Source organism: Flavobacterium sp. UGB4466, assembly GCF_903469665.1.
Lineage (GTDB): Bacteria > Bacteroidota > Bacteroidia > Flavobacteriales > Flavobacteriaceae > Flavobacterium > Flavobacterium lipolyticum.
In genome coordinates this window covers 1-26,167 of sequence record NZ_CAGKLC010000007.1, presented here as the reverse complement: position 1 = coordinate 26,167, position 26,167 = coordinate 1, and the positions used below count along the sequence as shown (strand labels likewise).

27 protein-coding genes and 1 pseudogene are annotated in these 26,167 nt (G+C 34.6%); 11 read left to right on the top strand and 17 right to left on the bottom strand.

From position 1 onward, the window contains the following. Positions 1–121: 121 nt before the first annotated feature. Positions 122–2,728: a DNA mismatch repair protein MutS gene (mutS, locus tag JO950_RS03445; protein ID WP_202701228.1), complete on the bottom strand. Its 2,607-nt coding sequence runs from the start codon at positions 2,726–2,728 to the stop codon at positions 122–124. A 158-nt stretch (positions 2,729–2,886) separates the two neighbouring features. On the opposite strand from mutS, the gene JO950_RS03440 reads away from it, so the two are divergent. Further along, positions 2,887–3,309: a DUF1573 domain-containing protein gene (locus tag JO950_RS03440; protein ID WP_202701227.1), complete on the top strand. Its 423-nt coding sequence runs from the start codon at positions 2,887–2,889 to the stop codon at positions 3,307–3,309. 74 nt (positions 3,310–3,383) lie between these two features. Then, on the top strand, positions 3,384–3,920 hold the full coding sequence (locus JO950_RS03435) for an RNA methyltransferase (RefSeq protein ID WP_202701226.1): 537 nt from the start codon (positions 3,384–3,386) through the stop codon (positions 3,918–3,920). A 56-nt stretch (positions 3,921–3,976) separates the two neighbouring features. On the opposite strand, the gene folK is transcribed toward JO950_RS03435, so the two are convergent. Both folK and JO950_RS03425 read right to left on the bottom strand, forming a co-directional pair. After that, positions 3,977–5,113, bottom strand: a complete 1,137-nt coding sequence (folK, locus tag JO950_RS03430; protein ID WP_202701224.1) for a 2-amino-4-hydroxy-6-hydroxymethyldihydropteridine diphosphokinase — start codon at positions 5,111–5,113, stop codon at positions 3,977–3,979. A gap of 58 nt (positions 5,114–5,171) precedes the next feature. Beyond that, the gene (locus JO950_RS03425; RefSeq protein ID WP_202701223.1) at positions 5,172–6,359 is read right to left on the bottom strand and encodes a carboxypeptidase-like regulatory domain-containing protein; all 1,188 of its coding nucleotides are present in this window, start codon (positions 6,357–6,359) and stop codon (positions 5,172–5,174) included. Positions 6,360–6,562: 203 nt separating this feature from the next. Between JO950_RS03425 and sppA the strand changes: the two genes are divergently transcribed. The 3 genes from sppA (at position 6,563) to JO950_RS03410 (ending at position 12,050) form a co-directional block, all read left to right on the top strand. Continuing rightward, a complete protein-coding gene (gene sppA, locus JO950_RS03420; protein ID WP_202701222.1) occupies positions 6,563–8,320 on the top strand; it encodes a signal peptide peptidase SppA in 1,758 nt (585 codons plus the stop codon). A 13-nt stretch (positions 8,321–8,333) separates the two neighbouring features. Next, positions 8,334–9,281 (top strand): alpha/beta hydrolase, encoded by a 948-nt coding sequence (locus JO950_RS03415; protein ID WP_202701221.1) that lies wholly within the window; start codon positions 8,334–8,336, stop codon positions 9,279–9,281. Between the two features lie 174 nt (positions 9,282–9,455). Further along, a complete protein-coding gene (locus JO950_RS03410) occupies positions 9,456–12,050 on the top strand; it encodes an AsmA family protein (protein WP_202701220.1) in 2,595 nt (864 codons plus the stop codon). 46 nt (positions 12,051–12,096) lie between these two features. Here the strand turns inward: JO950_RS03410 and JO950_RS03405 are convergent, their stop codons facing one another. Both JO950_RS03405 and JO950_RS03400 read right to left on the bottom strand, forming a co-directional pair. Further along, on the bottom strand, positions 12,097–13,176 hold the full coding sequence (locus JO950_RS03405; RefSeq protein ID WP_202701219.1) for a glycosyltransferase family 9 protein: 1,080 nt from the start codon (positions 13,174–13,176) through the stop codon (positions 12,097–12,099). Between the two features lie 242 nt (positions 13,177–13,418). Continuing rightward, complete coding sequence (locus JO950_RS03400; protein WP_202701218.1) at positions 13,419–14,213, bottom strand: DUF2797 domain-containing protein; 795 nt, start codon at positions 14,211–14,213, stop codon at positions 13,419–13,421. Positions 14,214–14,462: 249 nt separating this feature from the next. Here JO950_RS03400 and JO950_RS03395 point away from each other — a divergent pair, with 249 nt between their 5' ends. The 5 genes from JO950_RS03395 (at position 14,463) to JO950_RS03375 (ending at position 18,294) form a co-directional block, all read left to right on the top strand. Beyond that, positions 14,463–15,971 (top strand): GH3 auxin-responsive promoter family protein, encoded by a 1,509-nt coding sequence (locus JO950_RS03395; RefSeq protein ID WP_202701217.1) that lies wholly within the window; start codon positions 14,463–14,465, stop codon positions 15,969–15,971. A 32-nt stretch (positions 15,972–16,003) separates the two neighbouring features. Continuing rightward, a complete protein-coding gene (locus tag JO950_RS03390) occupies positions 16,004–16,585 on the top strand; it encodes a hypothetical protein (RefSeq protein WP_202701216.1) in 582 nt (193 codons plus the stop codon). 221 nt (positions 16,586–16,806) lie between these two features. Beyond that, complete coding sequence (locus JO950_RS03385) at positions 16,807–17,412, top strand: hypothetical protein (RefSeq protein WP_202701215.1); 606 nt, start codon at positions 16,807–16,809, stop codon at positions 17,410–17,412. Continuing rightward, positions 17,409–18,005, top strand: a complete 597-nt coding sequence (locus JO950_RS03380; protein WP_202701213.1) for a Zn-dependent protease — start codon at positions 17,409–17,411, stop codon at positions 18,003–18,005. Before JO950_RS03385 ends, JO950_RS03380 begins: the two co-directional genes overlap by 4 nt. Positions 18,006–18,048: 43 nt before the next feature. Further along, on the top strand, positions 18,049–18,294 hold the full coding sequence (locus JO950_RS03375) for a redox-active disulfide protein 2 (protein ID WP_202701211.1): 246 nt from the start codon (positions 18,049–18,051) through the stop codon (positions 18,292–18,294). A gap of 228 nt (positions 18,295–18,522) precedes the next feature. On the opposite strand, the gene serB is transcribed toward JO950_RS03375, so the two are convergent. The 6 genes from serB to JO950_RS03345 all read right to left on the bottom strand — a co-directional run bounded on the left by serB (position 18,523) and on the right by JO950_RS03345 (position 22,282). Beyond that, positions 18,523–19,752: a phosphoserine phosphatase SerB gene (gene serB / locus JO950_RS03370; protein ID WP_202701209.1), complete on the bottom strand. Its 1,230-nt coding sequence runs from the start codon at positions 19,750–19,752 to the stop codon at positions 18,523–18,525. Positions 19,753–20,003: 251 nt separating this feature from the next. Then, positions 20,004–20,447, bottom strand: a complete 444-nt coding sequence (locus JO950_RS03365) for a VOC family protein (protein WP_202701207.1) — start codon at positions 20,445–20,447, stop codon at positions 20,004–20,006. 31 nt (positions 20,448–20,478) lie between these two features. After that, positions 20,479–20,916, bottom strand: a complete 438-nt coding sequence (locus tag JO950_RS03360) for an SRPBCC domain-containing protein (protein ID WP_202701205.1) — start codon at positions 20,914–20,916, stop codon at positions 20,479–20,481. Positions 20,917–20,918: 2 nt separating this feature from the next. Beyond that, positions 20,919–21,326 carry a VOC family protein gene (locus JO950_RS03355; RefSeq protein ID WP_202701203.1) on the bottom strand — a complete coding sequence of 136 codons (408 nt, stop codon included), beginning with the start codon at positions 21,324–21,326 and terminating at the stop codon, positions 20,919–20,921. Positions 21,327–21,416: 90 nt separating this feature from the next. Then, a complete protein-coding gene (locus JO950_RS03350) occupies positions 21,417–21,821 on the bottom strand; it encodes an SRPBCC family protein (RefSeq protein WP_202701201.1) in 405 nt (134 codons plus the stop codon). Positions 21,822–21,877: 56 nt separating this feature from the next. Beyond that, positions 21,878–22,282, bottom strand: a complete 405-nt coding sequence (locus JO950_RS03345) for an SRPBCC domain-containing protein (protein WP_202701199.1) — start codon at positions 22,280–22,282, stop codon at positions 21,878–21,880. A 169-nt stretch (positions 22,283–22,451) separates the two neighbouring features. Here JO950_RS03345 and JO950_RS03340 point away from each other — a divergent pair, with 169 nt between their 5' ends. Further along, positions 22,452–23,417, top strand: coding sequence for a GlxA family transcriptional regulator (locus JO950_RS03340; protein ID WP_202701191.1), 966 nt, complete (start codon positions 22,452–22,454; stop codon positions 23,415–23,417). Positions 23,418–23,496: 79 nt separating this feature from the next. Here JO950_RS03340 and JO950_RS03335 read toward each other — a convergent pair whose 3' ends face one another. The 6 genes and pseudogenes from JO950_RS03335 to JO950_RS03310 all read right to left on the bottom strand — a co-directional run. Then, positions 23,497–23,742 carry a hypothetical protein gene (locus JO950_RS03335; RefSeq protein WP_202701189.1) on the bottom strand — a complete coding sequence of 82 codons (246 nt, stop codon included), beginning with the start codon at positions 23,740–23,742 and terminating at the stop codon, positions 23,497–23,499. 124 nt (positions 23,743–23,866) lie between these two features. After that, positions 23,867–24,328, bottom strand: coding sequence for a hypothetical protein (locus tag JO950_RS03330; RefSeq protein WP_202701187.1), 462 nt, complete (start codon positions 24,326–24,328; stop codon positions 23,867–23,869). A gap of 53 nt (positions 24,329–24,381) precedes the next feature. Further along, complete coding sequence (locus JO950_RS03325; RefSeq protein WP_202701185.1) at positions 24,382–24,858, bottom strand: hypothetical protein; 477 nt, start codon at positions 24,856–24,858, stop codon at positions 24,382–24,384. An 18-nt stretch (positions 24,859–24,876) separates the two neighbouring features. Beyond that, positions 24,877–25,086 carry a hypothetical protein gene (locus JO950_RS03320; protein ID WP_202701183.1) on the bottom strand — a complete coding sequence of 70 codons (210 nt, stop codon included), beginning with the start codon at positions 25,084–25,086 and terminating at the stop codon, positions 24,877–24,879. Positions 25,087–25,140: 54 nt separating this feature from the next. Then, positions 25,141–25,677 carry a hypothetical protein gene (locus tag JO950_RS03315; protein ID WP_202701181.1) on the bottom strand — a complete coding sequence of 179 codons (537 nt, stop codon included), beginning with the start codon at positions 25,675–25,677 and terminating at the stop codon, positions 25,141–25,143. Between the two features lie 203 nt (positions 25,678–25,880). After that, positions 25,881–26,167, bottom strand: a pseudogene (locus JO950_RS03310) (hypothetical protein); the annotation flags it as partial.

Genomic DNA, 26,167 nt, shown 5'->3' with positions numbered 1-26,167 from the left:
TTGATTTGTTCTGTATTGCGAGTGCAAATTTAGGACATTTATTCAATTACACAAGCGTTTTTCGAAAAAAAAATCCACTTATTTTATAACTTTCTGATAACCTAAACTTTAAATATGAAATTTATTTTCGTACCAACATTCTTTTAATCTCATTAAGTTTCATCAACGCTTCAACTGGTGTGATCGCATTAATATCAAGCCCCAGAATTTCTTCTTTTATCTCTTCCAGCAAAGGATCATCTAAATTAAAGAAGCTCATCTGCATTTCATCATTCTCAGACTTCACACCATTTAACGCTTCACTTGAGTGGTTTTTCTCCAGTTTTTTCAACATCTTTTGCGCCTTCAAAATTACAATCTGAGGCATTCCGGCCATTTTTGCTACATGAATTCCAAAACTATGAGCACTTCCTCCTTTTACCAGTTTACGAATGAAAAGCACATTGTCTTTTAACTCTTTTACCGCAACATTATAATTCTGAATTCTTGGCAACGATTCTGTCATTTCATTCAATTCATGATAATGCGTTGCAAACAAGGTTTTAGGTCTTCCCGGGTGTTCGTGTAAAAATTCGGCAATCGCCCAGGCAATCGAAATCCCGTCATATGTGCTGGTTCCTCTTCCAATTTCATCCAGAAGCACCAAACTGCGATCTGAGATATTATTCAAAATAGAAGCGGTCTCATTCATCTCTACCATAAAAGTAGACTCTCCCATCGAAATATTATCCGAAGCACCTACTCTGGTAAAAATCTTATCTACAATCCCCATTCTCACACTATCAGCAGGAACAAAACTTCCCATTTGAGCCAACAATACAATTAAAGCCGTTTGTCTCAAAATAGCAGACTTACCCGACATGTTAGGACCGGTAATCATAATCAACTGCTGCGTCTCTCTGTCTAAATAAACATCATTAGCAATATAAGGCGTTCCAACCGGCAATTGCTTTTCAATAACAGGATGACGTCCGTTTTTGATCTCTAACTCAAACGTTTCATCAATTTCGGGACACACATATTGATTTTCTATAGCCAATTGTGTAAACGAACACAAACAGTCCAGCTGCGCCACCAAATTAGCATTCATCTGTACCGGCTTGATATAAGTTCCAATCCAGATCACCAATTGCTCAAAAAGCTCTGTTTCTATCTTGTAAATCTTCTCTTCTGCTCCCAGAATTTTAGTTTCATATTCTTTTAATTCCTCAGTAATATATCGCTCTGCATTAACCAATGTCTGCTTGCGAATCCACTCTTCAGGAACTTTATCTTTGTGCGTGTTTCTAACTTCAATATAGTAACCAAAAACATTATTAAACGAGATCTTAAGCGAAGAGATTCCGGTACGCTCCGATTCTCTTTTTTCAATTCCCTCCAGATATTCTTTTCCGGAAGTAGAAATAGCACGCAAATCGTCCAATTCCTCACTGATTCCTTTTGCAATAGCATTTCCTTTAGCCACCGCAACAGGCGCATCCTGATTTAAAGTATTTTTAATTTTTTCTCTTAACAAATCACAGGCATGCAGACTGTCTCCGATCACCTTCACCGCTTCCTGCGGACTTTCAAGTGCCAGGGTTTTAATTGGAATAATTGCATCCAACGATTCTTTCAGATATACAATCTCACGTGGCGAAACTTTTCCCGTTGCTATTTTAGAAATCAAACGTTCTAAATCTGAAATTTGCTTGATCTGATACTGAATACTTTGTAAAACTTCCGAATTGTTTTTTAAATAAGAAACTACATCATGACGACTTTTTATCCTGGCACTGTCTTTCAAAGGCAAAGCCAGCCAACGCTTCAACAAACGTCCTCCCATTGGCGAAAGCGTTCTGTCAATCACATCCAAAAGGGTTACCGCATTTGGATTGTAGCTGTGGTACAATTCCAAATTCCTGATGGTAAAACGATCCATCCAGACATAAGCATCTTCGGCAATACGCTGAATCGCCGTGATGTGCTGCACACGATTATGCTGCGTTTCCGACAGGTAATACAAAATTGCTCCGGAAGCAATAATTCCTTCTTTTAACTCTTCTACTCCAAAACCTTTTAAGGAAACCGTCTGAAAATGTTTCGTCAGCGTTTCCAAAGCATAATCTTCCTTATAAATCCAGTCTTCTAAATAAAAGCTATGAAAATCATCTCCAAAAGCATCCTTAAAGTCACTTTTATTTTGTTTCGGAACCAAAACCTCACTCGGATTGAAGTTTTGCAGCAATTTGTCGATGTACTCTGCATTTCCCTGAGCCGTTAAAAACTCTCCTGTAGAAACATCCAGAAAGGAAACTCCGATATTTTTGTTAGCAAAATAAACCGATGCTAAAAAGTTATTTGATTTGGATTGTAAAACTTCATCGTTTAAAGAAACTCCGGGAGTTACTAATTCAGTTACCCCGCGTTTCACAATCGTTTTAGTCATTTTTGGGTCCTCTAGCTGATCACAGATAGCCACACGAAGTCCGGCTTTGACTAATTTTGGCAAATAGGTATTGACAGAGTGATGCGGAAAACCGGCCAAAGCAGTTTCTGTATCAGAACCGGCGCCTCTTTTGGTTAATGTTATTCCCAGAATTTTTGAGGCTCTAATAGCATCTTCTCCAAAGGTTTCATAAAAGTCTCCTACTCTAAAAAGCAAACAGGCATCAGGATATTTTCTCTTGATTTCATTGTATTGTTTCATTAAAGGTGTCTCTTTAACCACTTTCTCTTTCGCTGCCAAATTATTGTATTTTAAATGAAAAAATTAAGACAGCGAATTTATGACATTTTGGAGGAATATCTAGGTGGTGCAAAAATTAAAATATTTTAAGCTTTTTTTAAGTTGAGATATAAGAATTTTACATAGATTTGTGTTAATTAAAAAAGACTCTAAAAAAGATGAAAAAAATAATTTTAATCGCTATGTTAGCTGTAGTTGGAATTACAGCTTCTAATGCTCAAAGCACTAAAAAAGGTAAAATTGCCAAAGTTGAAGGTGCAGGAATGGCTTTCGAAACAGAAACCATTGATTATGGAACTATTGCTCATAATGCAGATGGGAAACGTGAGTTTGTTTTTGTAAACAATGGAACTAAACCTCTTATCATCACAAACACAACCGGATCTTGCGGTTGTACAGTACCAACAACTCCAAAAGAGCCAATCGCTCCTGGTGCTAAAGGTATTATTGGTGTAAAATATGCTACTGACAGAGTTGGTGCTTTTACAAAAACTGTAACTGTAACTTCTAATGCTGAAGGACAACCAACAAAAGTGCTTACTATTAAAGGTACTGTTTTACCAGATCCGGTAAAAAGCTAATCTGAAAAGTAAAATAGAATAATTCAAAAAGCTTCCTTAACTTTGGAAGCTTTTTTTATGACCTGAATAAACCTATGAGAAAACTTGAAAATAGCGAACTGGACCGTAAATCGATAGAGGATTTTAAAAAATCAGACAAAACTCCTTTAATTTTAGTCTTAGATGATATCCGCAGTCTGCACAATATTGGATCTGTGTTCAGGACCGCTGATGCTTTTTTAATTGAAAAAATAATCCTGTGCGGTATTACCGCCACTCCACCCAATAAAGAAATCCACAAAACGGCTCTTGGCGCTACTGAGACTGTGGCCTGGGAACATCACGAAAATATATTGGAAGTAATCGAAAATCTTAAAAAAGAAAATATCCTGACGCTTGCCATCGAACAAGTTGAAAGTTCTATTTTCCTTCAGGATTTTAAAACGGAGAAAAATCAGAAGTATGCATTGGTTTTTGGCAATGAGGTTTACGGAGTTGCTCAGGAAGCAGTTGCTCTTTGCGACGGCTGTATTGAAATCCCGCAATTAGGCACCAAACACTCTTTAAATATTGCGGTAAGCGCCGGAATTGTGGTTTGGGATTTATTTCAGAAATTAAACTGGCCAAAATAGGCAATGTGGCAATTTGATAATTAGATAATGTGATAATTGTCTAATTATCTAATTATCTAATTAAAAATCTTCTTCTGGATTTCGTCCAAGATAAAAAGGTAATCTTTATGGTTTTTCACGAAATCACGATCGGAAACATCAATAATCAGCACGTTTAAATCAGTTTGGGATTTAATATATTCTAAATAGCCATTATTAATTTTATCAAGATAACCCGCCTCAATATTCTGCTCATAGTTGCGTCCGCGTTTTTTGATGTTTTGCAGCAGCCTTTCAGAATTCTGATACAAATAAACATACAAATCAGGTTTTGGCATTTCTTTATAGATAATATCAAACAAATTTCGATACAATCGATACTCGTCTTCGGCAAGGGTAATTTTAGCAAAAATCAAGGATTTAAAGATATGATAATCGGCTACAATAAAATCTTTAAACAAATCAAATTGTGCCAGATCATCTGATAACTGCTGATAACGGTCTGCCAGAAAAGACATTTCCAACGGAAAAGCATACCTGTTCTGATCTTTGTAAAATTTTGGCAAAAAAGGATTGTCAGCAAAACGTTCTAAAACCATTTTTGCATTAAAATCCTCCGCTATTTTTTGCACCAAAGTGGTTTTCCCTGCCCCGATATTTCCTTCGAAAGCAATGTAGTTGAAGTTCTCCAATGCAATTTCGCGTATCGGATTTTTCAATTCCTGAACTACTTCACAAACACTATCGTCAGGCGAGATTGCAATTAATTCTGTAATGGATTTTTGAAAAACAGGATGTTCCCAGTCTAAACCTAAATCCTGCATAGGAAGCAAAACAAACTTTCTGTTTTGCATTAACGGATGTGGAATCTGCAATTTTTCGGACTCGATAGTTTCATCATCGTAAGTAATCAGATCAATGTCGATAATTCGGGACTGATACCCTTGTTGCTCAGATCTGATTCGGCCTAATTTTTTTTCTACTTTTAGAACCTGACTTAATACTTTTTGCGCCGATAAATAGGTATGCAAAACCAATGCGCAATTATAAAAAGCATCACTTTCAAACCCCCAGGCAGGAGTTTCATACAGTTTTGAAACCCTGATTACAGTCCCCACTTCTTTATGTATCAAATCGATACACGTTTCGATGTTTGTTAACCTGTTTCCCTGATTGCTGCCTATTGATAAAACGATTTGATGCTGTGACTTCATAATTAATGCAAATTAACTAAAACTATTTTAGAATTAACTACATTATTTGATTCAAGACTTAGAAGTTTCCAACTATTTCAAACTCTTTCTTGTTCTCTTTGTTTTCTGAAACCCTCTTCAAAAATGCACTTAAATTGCTTGTTAAAGGTAGTTGGTTCTGGCTTTTCCAAAATTGTTCTGAGTAAGGAAATTTCACTTTAAAAATATCCTTATCCATCGACAAATTCGACTTTGCTTTTTCAGCAATAAAACTATTGGTTACAAAAAAATTGGTACTGTAATCATAAAAAGCTTTTATATTTTTTTCACTTACAAGTAATTCTACCCTAACATCCGATTTTGCGTTATTCAAATAATATTTATTGGTGCTGGCACTCTTCTTATAATTTGAAGTGGTTTTAAAACTCGTGGTTCGATATTCTACTTTGTCCTTTTTTTGAAATGGTACTTTTTCTCCATTATCATAAAGATCAAAATAGGTTTCTACAATAGCATAGTCATTCTTATTAATTATAAAATAGCCACTGGTTTTTTGTTCAATTGTATTTTCTGACTTTTTGATAAAACTAATTTTAAAAAAATCACCTGCTACATTTTTTTCCTTAGTAAGTTCGAAATCTTCCGTTTTGATAGAGATCATAGCATTTATATCAAATAATTTTTCGAAACTCTGAAATTCGAAATACACAAAATCAGCCTTATCTTTTATCCCAACTTTCCTCATATTCAAAATCTCAACTTCACATTTATTGTCAGGTTGTGTTTTGGTTTTAAAGATGCTTTTTCTCGATACTTTACCATAAATATCCTGTAATCTTTCTAATTCATCATTTCGTTTCAAGACACATCGCAAGAAGAAGTTTTCATTGTAAGGTTCGAATATGTAATTCTCTTTCATTTTGGCATATACTTTTTTCATTATAGCCATTTCTTCTCCCACTACTACTTCATCAAGTTCAATGGTTTTACTTTGCAAAAAGATCGTATCCTGTTTGTTTATTTCGGCAAAGCTGAGTTTCAGATTTTCATATCCAATCAAACTAAAATTCAATTCATCCTGATCGGAAATAAAAGAAAAAACACCTTCCTCATTCGTTAGTGAATTGTCCTTTTGATTGTAAATATTTACTTTTTCCAGAGGAAGCTTTGTCAATTTATCGACTACCACTTTTTTAGTTTGGATTTTTTGAGCCCCGGCATAAAAGCCAAAGAGAAAAAAACTCCACAGAATTACTTTATCTTTCATATTTAAGTATTTGGTTTCCTCAAATATAAATTATTCCGGACTCAAACTATATTTATCTTACAAAATATCTTATCTTTAGTTTAATGCACTAAAAATGCAGAGGCTACAACCATTTCATCCGATCTGATATTCGAATTAATTTGTTTTTAGATTACTTTTGTAACAAACCAACCTTTTTAGATACTTATTAAAAAAATATACTTATGAAGTTTTTAGGAAATGTAATTGCCACTGTTATTGGTATTTTTGTATTTATTATCCTCTTCTTTTTTGGGGTCATTCTTATTGGAGCAATTTTTGGAGGAGACGATGCTGTTTCCGTGAAAAGTGATTCTGTTATTGAATTAAATTTAAAACAAATTCAAAACGATTATGCCGGAAAATACAAAGACCCGTGGGTAACTGTTTTTTCGGATAAAAAAGGCATCGGCTTAACAGATGTAATCAATGCTATTGAAGCGGCGAAAACCGATGATAACATTAAAGGAATCTCTATTTTAAATGATGAGTCTTCTTTAGGTCTGGCACAATACAAAGATTTGAGAAATGCACTTGAAAGTTTCAAAAAATCAGGAAAGTTTGTATGGGCATATGCCAATACGTACTCGCAAAAAGAATATTATCTGAATTCTGTAGCCAATACTATTTATTTGAATCCTGCCGGAGATTTAGATTTCAAAGGTCTTTCGTCTGAGGTGATGTTCTTCAAAGATTTTCAGGAAAAATCGGGCATTCACATGGAAGTGATTCGTCACGGAAAATACAAAAGTGCTGTTGAACCTTTTCTGGAAAATAAAATGAGTGATGCCAACAGAGAACAGGTTACTGCTCTTTTAAACTCCATCTGGACTACGGTTACGACTGATATTTCAAAAAGCAGAAATATTCCGCTACCGAAACTAAATGAAATCGCCAATGGATTACTGGCCAGAACTCCGGAAATGGCAAAAGCACAAAATCTGATAGATGTTATTGCCTATGAAGATGTGTACCATAACGCGATCAAAAAAGCGCTAAAAGTAACGGGTGATGACGATTACAATAAAATTTCGATTTTAGATTATACTCAAAACAACATTACAACTGCCCTGACCAATACTGCTACTGACCAAATTGCTATTATTTATGCACAGGGTGAAATACAAGGCGGCGAAGGAGATGTTACCGTAATTGGTGAAGGTTCTATGCGACGTTCTTTACAGGAGGCACGCAAAAATGAAGACGTAAAAGCAATCGTGCTAAGAATAGACAGTCCGGGAGGAAGTGCTTTGACTTCTGACCTGATCTGGAGAGAAATCGAGATAACCAAAAAAGTAAAACCGGTTGTGGTTTCTATGGGGAATTATGCCGCATCGGGCGGTTACTACATTGCCTGCAACGCCAACAAAATTTTTGCAGAAAGCAATACGATTACAGGTTCTATAGGTGTTTTTGGAGTACTGCCTAACTTCACTCCCTTAGCCCACAAATTAGGAATCAACACAGAGCAGGTAAAAACACATGAAAACTCTGCAAATTACAGTCCGTTTGTACCTGTTGACGAAAAATTTAAAGCCTTTACTTTAGAAGGAGTTGAGCATATTTACAAAACCTTTGTAACACATGTTGCGGAAGGCCGAAAAATGACTTTTGCACAGGTGGATTCGATCGCACAAGGAAGAGTCTGGTCAGGAAGCGAAGCTTTAAAAATTGGATTAGTAGATCAGATTGGAGGTTTGAATGACGCTATTGCTGAAGCTGCAAAAATTGCAAAAATCAAAACGTACAGCACACAAAACTATCCTGAATACCAGAAAACATTCAATGACCTTCTTTCCAATCTGCCATTTGCGCAATCAAAAGAAGCATTTATCAAGGAAGAAATTGGCGAAGAAAATTATATGCTTATTGAGCAGGTTAAAAGACTTCAAAAACAAAAAGGAGTTCAGGCCATGCTTCCATTTGGAATAAACATTAAATAGTTTCCTTTTAAAAATGAAGAATTTATTTGTCCTCGCTGCTATTCTGTTGCTGAGTTTTGTGAATGCTCAGAATAAAACTGAAGTTGCTTTTACAGAAACTCCTATTGTTTTAAAAATTAACATCGATCAGCTTTTTGGTACGTTGACCACTCCGAATTTAGAAAAAAGATACCCGGTAGCTTTACTCATTTCAGGTTCGGGGCCTACGGATCGTAACGGCAATAATCCGATGATGAAAAACAATTCTCTGAAAATGCTGGCGGAAGCACTGGCAAAAAACGGAATTGCATCATTACGATACGACAAAAGAGGAATTGCAGAAAGTAAACCGGCTGCTATCTCCGAACAAACTCTTGTATTTGAGAATTACACCGAAGATGCCAAAAGCTGGATCAATCTGTTAAAACAAGACAGACGCTTCTCTGAAGTAGTTGTAATTGGTCACAGCGAAGGTTCTCTGATTGGAATGATTGCCGGAGCCAAAGCCAATAAGTTTATCTCAATTGCAGGTGCAGGAGAATCTGCCGACCAATTGATCAAATCGCAAATTGCTTCTAAATCAAACAAACAAGTAGAGGAATTAACCTTCCCGATTATTGATAGTCTGAAAAGCGGATTCACGGTAAAGAAAGTAGACCCAATGCTTAATGCTCTTTTCAGACCAAGCATTCAGCCTTATTTAATTTCCTGGTTCAAATACAATCCGCAAAACGAAATCAAAAAACTAAATGTTCCTATTTTGATCGTTCAGGGAAATCAGGATTTACAAGTGACCGTAAAAGATGCTGAACTCTTATCGAAGGCCAATAAAAATGCCGAACTCCTGATCGTTGATAAAATGAATCACGTCATGAAAATCATCGACGGAGATCATCAGGCCAATCTGGAAAGTTATAAAAATGAGAATCTGCCCCTCTCAGAAATCATGGTCAATAAGATTATTTCTTTCATTAAAAAATAATCGGCAATCATAAAAACTCTAAAAATCCGTTTGAACTTATATTCAGGCGGATTTTTATTTGGAACAAACAGAAGTATATTCTTAGGTTTAACAAAAACTTTATTTATGAACTCCATCAAAAAAAACTATTTTTGCAACAATCAGTTAGCAATTTAACCCCTCAAATTTATTTATATGGTAAAGAAAATTTTAAAAATAACAGCTATAGTTCTTGTAGTCCTTGTAGCGGCCTTATTTGCCATTCCGTATTTCTTTAAAGATCAAATAAAAGCTAAAATCTCAGAAGCGATCAACAAAAGTGTTGATGCGAAGGTAAGTTTTACAGATGCCGATCTAAGTTTGTTTAAAAACTTTCCAAATGCCACTGTGGGAATCGAAAAACTGGTGATCATCAATAAAGCTCCATTTGAAGGAGATACTTTGGTTTCATTAGGCGAGCTGAATTTAAAAATGAGTATTAAGGAACTTTTCAAGGGAAAAGAAGAACCTTTAAACATACAGGGAATCAGCTCTACCAATGGTCTGGTGAATATTATTTTCAACAAAGACGGTGTTGGTAATTTTGACATTGCACTAAAAGACAAAGAAAAGGACGTGAAAGACGACAAAAGCAAACCGCTTTCACTGAAAATTCAAAATTATAAAATCGAAAATTTCACTTTCAGATACATCGATCAGGGATCTAAAATAAAAATGGTCATAGACAGTTTGAACCATGAAGGAACGGGCGATTTTACCAATTCAAAATTAGATTTAACAACAAAATCTGTTGCTAATGTTTCATTGGATATGGATAAGATCAATTACATGAAAAATGTAAAACTAACTTTAGACGCTGTATTGGGAATTGACCTTGAAAAAAGCAAATATACTTTTAAGGAGAATAAAGCTTTAATCAATCAATTGCCTTTAGAATTTGACGGGTTTATTCAGATGGTGGATGCCGGACAAATTTATGATCTGAAGTTTAAGACTCCCACTTCATCCTTTACGAATTTCTTAGGACTGATTCCTTCTGCTTACGCTTCAAGTCTGGACGGTGTAAAAACAACCGGAGATTTTACTGTAGCCGGTTTTGCTAAAGGTGAATTAACCGAAACTACTGTTCCTAAATTTAATGTGGCAATTGTTTCTAACAATGCTTCGTTTCAATATCCAAACCTTCCAAAATCGGTTCAGAATATTGTAATTGACACGAAAATCATCAACGAAACGGGAATCCTGAACGATACTTATGTTAATTTGGATAAACTTTCCTTCCGAATCGATCAGGATGTTTTTAACGCCAAAGCTAATATCAAAAACATCACGCAAAACCCTATCGTGAACGCGGCCTTGAAAGGAACCATCAATCTGGCGAATCTTTCTAAAGCTTATCCAATTAAAATGGACAAACCTCTTGCCGGTGTTTTAAAAGCTGATGTGACTACACAATTTGATATGGCTTCTGTTGAAAAAAGTCAATACCAGAATATCAAAAATGCCGGAACCATGAGTTTGTCCGGATTTAAATATACGGACGAAAACAATAAATCGATGAACATCAGTACGGCATTGGTCGAGTTCAATCCGAGTACCATCAACCTGAAAAAATTTGACGCCACAACCGGAAAAAGTGATTTAAGCATTAACGGAGTGCTGGAAAATTTCTATGGTTTCATGTTCAAAAAACAAGAACTAAGAGGAAACTTTAATATGAGTTCAAATCAGCTGGCAGTGAATGATTTTATGACTTCAGGAACTCCTGCTACAGAAAAAGCAGCTGCAAAACCTACTGAAGCGATGAAAATTCCGGCGTTTTTAAATTGTACTTTAAATGCTAAAGCCACTACCGTTTTATACGACAATCTGAAACTAAAAGACGTTTCGGGACGATTAATCGTTAAGGACGAAAAAGCTACCTTAGAAAACTTTAAAACCTCTATTTTTGGAGGAACAATTGGTCTTAACGGAGCTGTTTCTACCAAAACAAAAGTGCCAACTTTTGACATGAATTTAGGTTTCAATCAGGTGGATATTGCGCAGACTTTTACGCAATTAGACATGATGAAAAAAATTGCTCCTTTGGCAGGAATTATCAATGGAAAATTAAATTCGACTATAAAATTAAACGGAAACTTAGACGATAAAGAGTTGACTCCGGATCTAAAATCAATCTCGGGAGATCTTTTGGGACAGCTGCTTTCAACTACTGTAAATTCTAAAAACTCAACCGTTATCAATGCCTTAACTTCTAACCTGAAATTTATTGATCCTAATAAAATAAACCTGAATGATATTAAAGCGGCTCTAACATTTGATAACGGAAAAGTGAGCGTAAAACCATTTGACATCAAATATCAGGACATTAAAATTACAATTGGCGGAACTCATGGTTTCGATCAAACGATGAACTATAATTTAAAATTAGATGTTCCGGCAAAATACTTAGGAAATGAAGCCAATGCCTTCCTTGCTAAAATGTCTCCTGCAGATGCTGCAAAACTGCAAAACATTCCAATAAATGCTGTGCTTACAGGTAATTTTTCGCATCCAAAAGTATCAACGGATATGAAAAGTGCTGTGACCAGTCTGGCTACGCAGGTTGCGAATCTGCAAAGAGACAAACTGACTCAAAAAGGAACTTCGGCTCTTAACGATTTTATCAATAAAAACACTAAAGCTAAAGATACCACTAAAGCTGCCGCTACCGAAAAAGAGCAAAAAACTCAAGAGGTTACTAAAAAAGCCAGTGACTTAATCAATGGCTTGTTTAAGAAGAAAAACTAAACAAAAAAAGGCATCTACGGATGCCTTTTTTTTGTTTCTTATAATTTTAAATTGCTTGTCCTATAGTATTAAGTTTTCCATTGTTCAGGATGGAGTTTATGATTTTTACATAATCCTTTTTAGTCTGCAAATTAATATCTATTCCGATGCTGCAATTGTCGTAAGGTTCATATTTTTTAAGGTTTGAGACCGAGAAAAGCCCAATCGTCGGAGTCTGAACGGCACTGGCTAAATGCATGATTCCGCTATCAGCTCCAATAAACAAATCAGTATTGGCAATTACCGACCCTATTTCGCGAATATCTTTACTGTAAAATGTAGGTGCCTGAAATGCAATTTGCGAAACATTTTCTACAGGCAGGATCTCGATAATATTATAGTCTTTATATTCCTCTTTAAGTTGCCCGTAAAAGTTCTCCCACCACTCTTCCGACAAGCATTTTGCTCCTGTCGCATACGTAAAAATACAGATGGTTCTTTTAGAATCAGGCACTAAGTCATTCAAAATTTTCTTTCCGTTAGCAATTTCGGCAGAAGATAGTTTAAGGTCAATCGGGGCTATTATTTTGTTGCTTTTTGCTAATCCAAGTTTCGTTAAATAATTTCGGAAGTTATAAACGGGATATTTCGCAATATGATCGTAGTCTTTTTTTACAAGTTGAGATTCATCATTTAAATCTCCGTAAAATTTATATTTAGCATTAGAGAATTGGACTGCTAAACGTCCTGAAGAAGAGTTTTGATCTACGTTGATCGCAACATCGTATTTTTGTGTTTTTATTGAAATCCAGACATTCAGATATTCCAATAAGCTTTTGAACGGTTTTTTAGGCAAACCAATAACCTTATTGATGTTTTGATAATTTCCAAAAATGACCAGAGCTAAAGCTCCCTTAACAAACAAATCGACTTTACAATTTGGAAACATATCGTTGACTTCCTGAACAAGCGGCGTAATCAATAATAAGTTTCCGAGTCTGGCATTTGGCCTGCAGATCAGGACCCGCCTAATTTCTGTTTTATCCACTAAAACAATATGCTGCTCTGACCTTGGCTTTCCGATGTTCTTAGTGAGACGGTGCATTACGCTGCGCCTGACCACATTTATTCGTTTTAAAACACTCATCTTTATAATCCATTTATTAATTAAATATTTGTCCTTGGAAATTCAAAAAAAAACTTTCATTTCGCTTTTTGCTAAACTAGGTTCTCTTTAGATTTAAAATTAAAATCTTCTAATAAATAATTATTATAAAATTGTAATCAAATGTTTCAACATTCAAATTACAATTTTACTAAAACAGTATTATAAATATACTAAAACACTAACAAACAATTCCTTATAAAGTGTTTTTCTTTCTTTAAATGTTAAACGGCAATACTAACCACATAACCTTCCGAACCTCTGACATTAAAAACAGTTCCGTTCTCAAAGATTAAATATTGTCCTTTGATTCCGGTTAATTTCCCCTGAAAAGTTGGGGTTTTATCCAGATTCAGACTGGTTACTTTAGTCGGATAATTTAAAACGGGATACTGCAATTCATACAGATCATTTTTTTGGGTATAAAAATATTCCTGTACTTCTGCCGGAATCAAACTTTCTACTTTTGCCTTTTCAGCCAGCAGGTCGAAACTTTCACCTGTATTTTGAAGCATCTTTCTCCAGTTTGTTTTATCAGTATAATGGTCTTTTAATGCCACCTCAGTAATTCCGGCTAAATATCGGTTTGGAACCTCAACAATCGCAATAGCCTGCGTGGCTCCCTGATCGATCCAGCGTGTTGGAACTTGAGTTTTACGCGTTACTCCAACTTTTACCTCACTTGCCAAAGCCAGATATACCACATGAGGCTGAAGCTGTACTTTTTGTTCGTACTCCAAATCACGGTCTGCAATTCCTAAGTGTGCGGTACTGAGTTCCGGTCGCATAATCCAATCTCCAACAGCAGGGCTTGAGTAAAAACACTCATAACAAAATCCCTGACGGTAGATCTTTTTCTTCTTGTGGCAATTCAGACATTCAAACCCGACGAAATTAATCTCAATTTCTTTGTTCAGTAATTGATTCATGTTTAAAAAACTGTCTTCAAATACCAAATAATACTGAATTGGAGCCCCCATTTCAGTTTGCATTTTTGTAAGTACGCCTTGATATGTCATTAGAATTTAGATTGCTGATTGTAGATTTTAGATTTGTCGGTCTGAATTCTGAATTTTAAGAGTTAAAATTCAGCCGAACCGGAATGTTTAATAAAAATAGCATGTTATTTTTTACAAAAAAACACTATTTTTGATACAACGGCAAAGTTACTATTTGTCTTTCGATATTCAAATTTTAAGGTTCCTGATTTTACGCGAATCTAAAAATCTAAAATCTAAAATCAGAAATCTAAAATATAAATTTCACCCATGCCCTTATCAATAATCAACTCTTTCGCTTCGTGGGTCCTAAAACAAAGGATACATCAAATAGAACTTTTTCTAAAATATCCGAATGAAGTTCAGGAAGAACTGTTGCACAATTTGCTGACCGCTTCAGAAAATACTATTATAGGGAAACAGTATGATTTTGAATCGATTAATTCTTATCAGACTTTTGCTGAAAGAGTACCGATTGCTACTTATGAGGAGCTTCAGCCATTGATTGAACGTACGCGTCAGGGGGAACAGAATGTATTTTGGGAAACGCCAATAAAATGGTTTGCTAAATCGAGCGGAACTACGAATGCCAAAAGTAAATTTATTCCTGTGAGTAATGAAGCTCTCGAGGATTGTCATTATAAAGGAAGTAAAGATTTGCTTTGTTTGTACCTCAACAACAATGAGGATTCGGAATTGTTCCTGGGTAAAAGTCTTCGTCTGGGCGGAAGTTCTCAGATCTACGAGAACAACAATACGTTCTTTGGAGATTTATCCGCTATTCTGATTGAAAACATGCCAATCTGGGCCGAGTTTAGCAGTACTCCGAGCAGTAAAACTTCGCTGATGAGCGAATGGGAATCTAAAATTGCTGCCATTATAAATGAAACAAAAAACGAAAATGTAACCAGTTTTGCGGGCGTACCGTCATGGATGCTGGTTTTAATGAATAAAGTTTTAGAAAATACAGGAAAAGAAAGTCTCTTAGATCTCTGGCCTAATCTGGAAGTTTATTTCCATGGAGGTGTAAGCTTCTCTCCTTATAAAGAGCAATACAAAAATATTTTACCAAGCAAAGATTTCAGGTACTACGAAATATACAATGCTTCTGAAGGCTTTTTTGCCATTCAGGATTTAAACAATTCGAGTGATTTATTGCTGATGCTGGATTATGGCATTTTCTATGAATTCATATCGATGGATACGTTTGGAACTCCAAATCAAAAAGTAATTCGTCTGGCTGATGTTGAACTAAATAAGAACTATGCAATTGTCATTACGACGAATTCCGGTTTATGGCGTTATTTGATTGGGGATACGGTTCGTTTTACTTCTCTAAATCCATACAGAATCAGAGTAACAGGCAGAACGAAACATCATATTAATGTTTTCGGCGAAGAATTAATGGTCGAAAATACCGATCAGGCCATTGCCAAAGCCTGTCAACTGACTCACACCGAAGTGATCGATTACACCGTTGCGCCAATTTTTATGCAGGACAAGGAAAAAGGGGCCCACGAATGGATGATTGAGTTCAAGAAAAAACCTGCCGATGTGGGGCTTTTCCAAAAAGTGCTGGATGAAACACTACAAACTTTAAATTCGGATTACGAAGCCAAACGTCATAACAATATGACTTTAAATCCTCTGGTGATTAATGTGGCACGTGAGAACCTGTTTTACGACTGGCTAAAAGAGCGGGACAAATTAGGCGGACAACATAAAATTCCTAGACTTTCGAATCAGAGGGATTATTTGGAACAGCTGAAAGAGATGTAAAAATGCCTACCATAAATTTTCACGAACAAATTATGACAGAAGTAGATTTATTGCAAAAGAGAGGAATTAACTCTCGAAAATATATATTGAAGGATAACAAAATAATTGTAGATGTAAAGTCACTTCGGAAAAATGATAAATACGAAGTAAAACTAGATCAATTGGGATTTGATATACACTATAGATCAGATAATACTATTCCTGGAAAACTTTTTTTTTGCGTTTGCATTACTCTTATAATTGCTTTGACAATTTTATATATTTTCACTACTCAAGTTAATCAAGGAACCTTAATATTCAATTATATAATCTGGGGGACAATAGCTTCAATAGCATATTTTAAACAACATCAAGACGACATATATTTAACCGGAGGACAAACAACTCTTGTTTTCTACCGAGATATACCTCAGGAGAAAAATGTTTTAGAGTTTATTGAAAAGATTAAAACAAATACAAGAATTTATCTTAAGGAAAAATATACAAATTTTGATAATATCTTTTCAGAACATGATTTTTATAATCGGATTAATTGGTTAAAAGACATGAAAATCATTAACTCTTCTGAATATGCGGAGTATAAATCAAATTTTGAAATAAATAGACTATTGTAATTAAAAAGCTAATAGAATTACCCAATCTCGATTGACACAAGCTTTAGATAGTGGTACAAAACATATCTAAACTTGGCTTTAGCCAAATTCTACTTTGCTAAACATATTTGGCTAAAGTCTCAACTTGTTTCAATCTTTATTTCTCCAACTAAAGCAGGAGGCTAGTCAAAACAAAACGACTTATAAAAGAAGAACCTCAATCAAAAACCGCGTTAATTCGAATGGAATCAATAGAAAAAATCCAGAATTCACTTCCAATAGGTTATCTGTTTCTTGTCGTGCTGGGAATTTTAAAAGAATGCGTTTTCTTTTTCCAATTGAAAATAAACATTCTGAAATATTCAACCATTATGGATATTCTTGTCAGCCCCATTGCTGATCTAACAGCGAATCCAATTATCATTTTAAGTCTAATTGTTTTTGCTGTTTTTATCATACTTTTTATCAGCTTATGCTACAAGCATCGCAACAAAAGCTGGGCAAAAAAAATAATCGGCACCAAACCGGATGGCAATAAATTCTCAGACATAGAGATCAAGAGCAAGCTGAAACATTTTTTTTTAATTTCGATTGGAATTGGACTGTTAAGTTTTTTCCTTGGTTTAGGAATTGGTGAAGGGTACAAAATCGCAGAAAAAATTAAGTCGAATAAACTGCAATACGAACAAAAACTCACCTTTAACACAGGAGAAACAGAAACCATTTTTTTGATCGATGTTAATAGTGCTTACTATTTTTATCTTACTCCAAAAAACAATGCCATCAAAGTTGCCCCTCTGGGAGCCATTAAGAATATTGAATTAACGTGCTTAGAATCTACAAAATGAAAAATGCCATTCTGATTCTACTTTTTATTTTTATTTCTTGTACCAATACAAAAGAGCAGCATCAAAAAATAATCGTTATTCAACCTTTAGGAGATTTCAAAATTGAACAGGCAAAAAGTGTCTTCAATAAAATCAAAACGATTAACCCTAATGTTATTTTAAGAGCCAATATTCCCTTCCCGAAAAATGCATTTTACCAAGCCCGAAACAGGTATCGTGCCGACACTATTATTAAAACCATCAAAGAGAATGTGGGCAAAGATTCTGTAATTGTGGGCTTATCCAACAGCGACATTAGCGTTACCAAAGGTAAAAACAAGGATTGGGGCGTTATGGGACTGGGGTATCATCCGGGAAAATCCTGCGTCGTTTCTGATTTTAGGCTCAGCAAAAGAAATAAAGAAGTACAATTTTACAAAGTTGTTTTGCACGAATTAGGTCATACCGAAGGTCTGCCTCATTGTCCTGTAAAAACATGTTTAATGAGAGATGCTGAAGGAAAAAATCATTTAGATGAAGAAACCAATTTTTGCTTAAAATGTAAAAACTATTTAATAGGAAAGGGGTGGAAACTAAACCATCCTGCGACCTAAAATCTCAAAATACGCTATTCAATTAACCCAAAACCAACATAAAATGAGCAACAAAAAATTTAGTAAAATGACTACTGAAGAGTTACGTAAAAGCGAAAAAGTATCAAAATCAGCCGCGTATGCATTTGCCGTAATTTTTCTTTTATTAATTATCGCTAACATCTACCTTGTATTTTTAAAAGGATTTAGCGCTGTTCAAATTGTTCCTATTGCCTTGCTACCGCTACTTCTTTTAATTTTTAAGACTTCAAAAGACATTAAAACTGAATTGAAATCCAGAGAGAAATAAGAAACTGTAATTCCAATGCAACCCATGAGGGATAGAAGAGAAAATCCTTTTGTGTCCGCCGCGACGGACACAAAAGATTACTTCGCTTGTGCGCAATGGATAGCCCGACCTACTTTTTCAGTGGGGCATGCCCATAGCTTCGACTTCGCTCAGCCTGACCAAAATGAGCAAGATCAAAGCTCTTTTTGGCATTAAAGGCCTTTGGCTTTGCTCAGCACGACAATAGATTTACATCATATCAATATACCTGTCATGGTAGCCTAATAAATACAAAACTCCGTCAAGACCCAAACTTGAAATTGACGTTGCTGCATTTTCTTTTACTTTGGGTTTGGCATGAAAAGCGATTCCCAAACCTGCTAAATTGATCATTGGCAAATCATTGGCACCATCTCCAACCGCAATGGTCTGGTTGATGTGAATTCCTTCTTTGTCGGCGATTGCTTTAAGGTATTCGGCCTTCTTTTGACCGTCTACAATATCGCCTATATATTTTCCGGTAAGTTTACCGTCTTTTATCTCTAATTTATTGGCATGAACATAATCGATGCCCAATTCTTTTTGAAGATACTCACCAAAATAGGTAAATCCTCCGGACAAAATTGCGGTTTTGTATCCATAATATTTCAGGGCTTTCATTAAGCGGTGCGCTCCTTTTGTAATTGGTAAATTGAGGGCTACATTCTGCAAAACATCTTCGCTCAATCCTTCGAGCAATGCCATACGCTGTTTGAAACTTTCGTTGAAGTCAATCTCGCCATTCATTGCTGATTCTGTGATAGCTCTAACCTGATCTCCCACTCCGTTCAGCTCAGCCAGTTCGTCGATTACTTCGGTCTGAATTAAAGTCGAATCCATATCGAAGCAAACTAAACGCCTGTTTCGTCTGTAAATATTGTCTTCCTGAAAGGAAATATCCACATTTAACGTTCTGGAAATTTCCATAAAACTTGCTGTCATGTCAATCTTATTTACGATCTCTCCGGTCACGGACAATTGTATGCAGGAACGAGGATATTCTTCCAGATCTACAATAGAAGTTCTTCCTGTTAATCTTATGATAGAATCAATGTTCAGATTTTGGGCCGACATTATTTTGGTTACGGCAGCCAATTGAGAAGCAGCCAGTTTTTCGCCCAAAATATTGATAATATAACGTTGTTTAGATTGTGATTTCACCCACTTTTCGTAATCCTCGATAGAAATTGGAATAAATTTTACTTTAATTTCTAATTCATAAGCTTTGAACAATAAATCTTTTAAAACGGGGCCGGAAGAGGAACCTGCCTGAATTTCGAATAAAATTCCCAGAGAAAGTGTATCATGAATATCAGCCTGACCAATATCTAAAATATTTGCATCATAAGTTGCCAATACAGCGGTTAAACCTGCTGTTACTCCTATTTTATCATGTCCTGAAACTTTTAATAAAATAATCTCTTTATCTTCTGTTGCCATTTTATGTTTATTGATTTTACGAAGCGACAAAAATCGGCAATCTAATGTTGATAAAAAAGGATATTGCTTGTTTTTTAAAAACAAAAAACACCTAATACTGTGCTTTTTGGAGTAATTTAACAATAATGTTCAGGGATTGGAATAACCTAACTTTTTCGATCTCTGAATTGTTTTTTTATCACAGATTTCAAGGATTAAAATGGTGAATCCCTGAAATCTTTTGTATAGTGATAAAATATAAGAAGTTGTTTTTAACCTGCCTGGTTTTCATCAAAGTTAACCATCCAGCTTACATCAAACTTATCTTTGAACATTCCAAAATAAGCTCCCCAAAAGGTTTTTGCCATCGGCATATAAACAGTCCCTCCTGCCGAAAGTCCGTTAAAAATACGATCTCCTTCTGCTGCACTGTCCACATTTATGGAAATGGAGAAATTGCCTCCAAAGGTTACATCTCCGGATTGCTCACTGCTGTCGCTTCCCATCAGGATGGTGTTTCCAATTGGCAATGAGACGTGCATGATTCGGTTAGCATCTTTTTCAGATACCGGAGCACCACATCCTTCCTCGCCTTCCGGCATTTCATTAAATCTTCCGATATACGGAAATTCTCCTCCAAAAACGGATTGATAAAACAGAAATGCTTCTTCGCAATTTCCGTTAAAAATTAAATAAGGGTTTACTGCTGTTGCCATGATATTTGTTTTTTTGTTTGTTGTTTGTTTTTTATTTTTCTGAGAGTTCTTTAGCGGTCTCCAGTCCCTTTGGAAATGCTTCCTTAAAATAATCGATGTATTTTTCGACTACATCTACCTGAGCTACCAAATCAGTAAATTCGTCATCGGCTGTCAATCGATACGTTTCCATAGCACCTGTCCATTTTTTGGTTTCTTCGTCAAGAGGCAATTCTTTAAAGTCTTTAATTTCGCCTATATGTTTAAAAGCCATATACTCATTTGGAATTTTCGTTTCAATGACACTGTTCATTCCTTCTCCATTTGGAGACAAGAAATGTATTTTATCGCCCTGATTCCATTTACTTATGGCATATGAACCTTCGCAAAAAGATCCTGTCCACTTCTTATACGTTTCCTCGTCCCATAAAACTGCCCAAACTTTTTCTATCGGGGCTTTAATTCTAATTTTAAATTCTAATGTTTCCATACTCATGATAGTTTACTAAAATCCATAAATAAAACATTCCATCGATGACCGTCTAAATCTGCAAAACCGCAGCCGTACATCCATCCCTGGCTTTCTGACGGTGGAGCAAAAACAGTTCCTCCGGCTTGTTTAACTTTCCTTGCCAGTTCATCTACTTCAGCAGTACTTTCAGCATCAATCGAGATCAGAACTTCTGTACTTGTTTTAGTATCTGTTAGTTGATTATGAGAAAAACTGGTAAACAATTTTTCTTCAAAAAGCATTACTACAAATTTTCCTTCTCCAATCACCATACAAGTTGACTTTGGTGTGTCGTGTTCTTCATTAAAAGAGAATCCTATTTCCGAAAAAAAAGCCTTTGATTTTGCCACCTCTTTTACTGGCAAATTCAGCCAAATTTGTTTTGTCATTGTAACTCTTTTTAAAATTAAATTCTATCTCTGTGGTGTCAATCAGTGCCTTTGTCACTTTGCTTCTTTGAACCTTTGAGCCTAAAAAAACTAATTACTTTCGGTATAACTTTTAAAATTATCCATGATGGCTTGCCAGCCTCCACGCTGCATTTCTTCAGAGTTTTCTGTTTCGGGATCAAATTTTTCAATTACCTCAACTCCGCTCGGTGTTTCTTTAAAAGTAATTTCAACTTTTCTTCCATCTTCTAAAATGTATTCAATAGCTTTATTCTGCTCTACTACAGTATACTCTCCTCCAAAATCAAAACTCATACTACCATCCTTTGCCGCCATAGTCGATGTAAATTTTCCTCCAACTCTCAGATCATTTTCAGCATGAGGTGTATGCCAATCCGGAGAAGCAAAATTCCATTTTGTAATATGTTCCGGTGCTGTCCAAAATTCCCAAACTTTGTCTACTGATGCATTAATCGTGTTTTGTACTGTTATCATTTTGTTTCTTTTTTTTAAATTATATTTTTAAAATTGGTTCTTGTTTCGTTTTTTATTTAGTTATTCTCAACATACTCTTTAAAACAGTCAATCACAGCCTGACACCATTGCTGCTGCATGTTTTCAGGGTTTTCTGTTTCAGGTTGAAATACTTCTGTGAGAATTACTTTTTCATCACTTTCTTTAAAATGAACACTTCCGGTTCTGTTATCGGATAGTTTATACTCTATTAATACAAAAGTTTCTACCCGGATATAAACTCCTTCAAAATCAAAAGTGGCAGTTCCGTCTTTCGCAGCCATCGTATATTTGAATTTACCTCCAGCCTTCAAATCATTTTCGGCATGAGGGGTATACCAGTCCGGAGAACCAAAACTCCATTTTACAATATGTTCCGGCGCTGTCCAAAATTTCCAGACTTTGTTTACAGCTGCGTTAATCGTGTTTTGTACGGTTATCATTGTTTATTTATTAAAATCAAAGATCTTTCTTTATAAAATTACAAATTATTTAAAGCAAATTTAGTTTTTTAGCATTAGCTTTAAGTTACATTAAAAGTCATTTTTAGGGTCATTTAAGACAAAATACTTACTTTTGTAACCTCTCATTTTTCCAAAAACCAATGCAATCATGACTAAGAAAGTAGGATTAATTGTTCCGCACGACTATAAATTACTAAGTATAGCGGCCATTTTAGAAGTTTTTGAAACTGCCAACAAACTTGCTAAAGAAGACGAAAAGCCTTTTGAGATTATGGTATTTCAATTGACAGAACAGATCAAAGAAGCAAATTTGTTTGGCTATAAAGTAAATCCGATTGAAGGTTCTGCAACTATCCTTGAACTTATTCTAATTCCGGCTTTTACTACGGATAATATGAGCGAAATGATCACAAAAAACAAAAACTTTATTCCATGGCTCAAAAAGCACCATCAGTCCGGTGCCGAGTTGGCCAGTTTTTGTACGGGTGCCTTTTTGTTTGCCGCATCCGGTTTGCTTAACGAAAAGTTGGCCACAACTCATGTCGATGCCTGCAGTGCTTTTACCAAAGCGTTCCCACTCGTAAAATTGAAGCCCGAAGAAACTTTAACGGCCGACGGTAGTTTGTATACCAGCGGAGGCTCTACCTCAACATTTCACCTGTTGATTCTTTTGGTTCAGAAATATTGTGGAAATGAGATTGCAGTTCAGATTGCAAAGATTTTTTCGATCGACCTAAACCGATACAAGCAGAGTTATTTCAGTACTTTTAGACCCAACCATTTGCACAATGATGCTTTAGTTGCCATGCTGCAGCAAAAAATAGAAAGTCAGTACCATACGATCGAAAAACTGGAAGAAATCACCAAAGACATTCCTACCAGCACCCGAAATATGACGCGACGCTTCAAACAGGTTACCGGCATCCCGCCTATTGAATACCTGCAAAATATAAGAGTCGAAAGTTCAAAGAAATATCTAGAACAAACGCAACTTTCGATTTCTGAAATTATTGAAAAAACCGGCTATAATGACCCTAAAGCCTTTAGGAAAGTTTTTTATAAAATGGTAGGCATGAAACCTATTGAGTATCGGGAGAAGTTTAGGGTGCAGTAATGATTGTTTTCTACTGTATTATAACTTTACTGCTAATCTTTTTAGCCAGTAAATCAGTTATCATTAATGGTAAATACAATTATTTCAAATTTGTTTTCGAAAGTTTTCCTGGCATATAATTATCCCAATCATAAACCTGATTCTTAAATGAAGAATCAATTCTTGCTGTAGGCTGATACAGTTCCAACCAAAATTTTTCTTTGTCAACAACAATAAATTTCTCCATTTTTTCCTTTTCTTTCTTTTTCATTAAAAGCCAATGACTGACCAACATCGGAAGCCCCAAAACAATTAGAACAATGGCAAATTTTTTAATATCCTTCACACAAATCCATTTTTGCAAATGTAGGAAAAAAATTATAATAAATAAATTAACTTAGAAAGTTCTTTTCTTCACCAAAAAACCTGTTCGAATTAACAAACAGGTTAAGAAACTTATAAATAAGAGTTTAATATGTTATAAACCCCCCCTCATCTCCTTTAAGAATATAATCAAAAGAGAGTATTCTGCCGTCTATTAAATAGAAATATTCAACTGGTTTATTTTTACTTATTAAAATAAAAATTTTATCGGTATCTCTAGAAAAAAAAACTTTATCATGCTTATAGTCTTTATAGCCTACCACATAAAAATCTTCTGAATTTAAGAGCACTTTTTTATCTTCTTTTATCTTTTTCAAATGTTTACTAAGTATCTCTATTCGGTCATCTAAAGAATACTTTACATCAGAGTTTACTGTTTCAAAACAGATAAAATTATCTGCAATAAATCTCGTCGATCTCTCTTCAAAAAAAACAGATTTCACAAAATTAGTTACCATGTCAGTCTCATTTATTTTATTCTGACATGCAATAGTCGGTGTTTTTAATAGTAATACGACAACTAAAAACATACATTTATTAATTTTCATTTAGCAACCTCCTTTCTTTTTTGACGAAATTCTCTTTCTACAATATTACATTACTAAAAAACTATAAAAGTATAATCTTCGGAACCAGCTTTTTGGAACCCAAAAAAAGATACTATTTTATCTTTTTCGATTAAAAAATACTGAGGAGCACCATTCCTTAGATCAACTTTATAAATCTCCTTCCTTTTGTCTCCTGCTAGATTTTTGAATTTAATTTTATCAGTCTCAGGAAAAGAATTATAAGAAGAGATAAAAAAATTATTCTCCATTATATCTTTTTTTAATAAAAAGAAATTTCCCTTTTCTTCATTAGCCAGATTACGAAAGTCCATCACCATATATGCACCTTTTTTACATTGATCTGCATCAGAACATTTAATATATCTAGCAACTATTTCTTCTGGATCAATATCATTAATATATAATGCTTTATAAAAATCTCTTATCAGCTTTATTTCATTATTCTCTTGACCATATGAATCTACCGAATAACCAAGAATCAGAACTAGTACTAAACTTAGACATTTCATTTGTTATAATTTAAATTATCAATTACAATATCCTTTTCTCTGTGGAGCATTGCTTTTAGTTGTCGTTTTTGTCGTATTTAGAAAATTACCATTTCTAACATCATCGCCTAAATTCCCTGGAGATGTACCATTAAAAGTAAAACTGGAGGCCTTTGTTGAAGGAAGATTAATCCCTCCTAATTTACCAACAGCAATACCAAAATCAGTACAAGCATATCTATTTTGCATAATCTTTATCGCTACTTAAAAATATTAACTTTAAGTAATTGGAAAGTTCAGATATCAAGCCCATTTATTACTTACTTTCTTACAAACTATTACTGTAGTAGCACCCCATCCATCATAATTGCAGGGGTTACTGAAAAAAATAAAAACCACTTTTTTGTCTTTGGAATAGATTGGAGGTGAGACACTAAACCTAATAGCTTCATAAGGTGTCGATTCACTATATTTTATAAAAGGATATTTGAATTTAGTTAAATTCCAATTTACTTCTTCTCTCTTTTGATTGGCTAAATATTCAAAGTTCATTGATTTAATTAGCTTTTTTATTTTTACAGAATCTATCGGTGTATAAAAATACTCTTCAAAAGCTTTTTTAGTGAAGAATCTTTTTTGATCTTTAAATACTAGACTCTTTTCATAAAGAGCTACAGCTGTATCGTTATCCTTTACATATAACTGTTTTCTACCCTCTATTAAACTATTTGTTATTTGGTTTATTACCTCATAATCTTCGTTATCAACTTTGCTGCTTGTTTGACCAATAGCAACATTAACTAATAAAGAAAAAAACAAAAAAATGAAGTGCGCTCTCATATTTTTTAATTTACGTTTTTTACTTTCTCTTCTTTTTTATAAACTTTATCAAATAATATACACACCCTAATACAAACACTAATAAAACAGGGAAAAAATAGCTTACAAGATAAAATGTATTGGAAATACAAAAATTAAAATTGTACTCGAAGAAGTAAAGAAGAATTAACAATAATCCGGTAATTGCCAGAAATATTAAAAAATCACTTTTCATTTTCTTTGATAATCACATTATTAAAAAAAGCAATAAACATCGTAAAACAGCCAAACTCTGTATCTTGAAAACTAATATCTTCAACAACTGAATTAAGTATTTCTTTTGGAAATTTTTTGTATAAAAATTTATCCTCAACTACTGCTTCAATATCCATAACTAATTCATTTATAGTTCTTATTTCTATATTTTTTTCTTCTAAATTAGTTACTTCTGATTTGGAGAAATACAAGTCAATTATATTTTTTTGAACTTTAATTACATAATATGGTACTA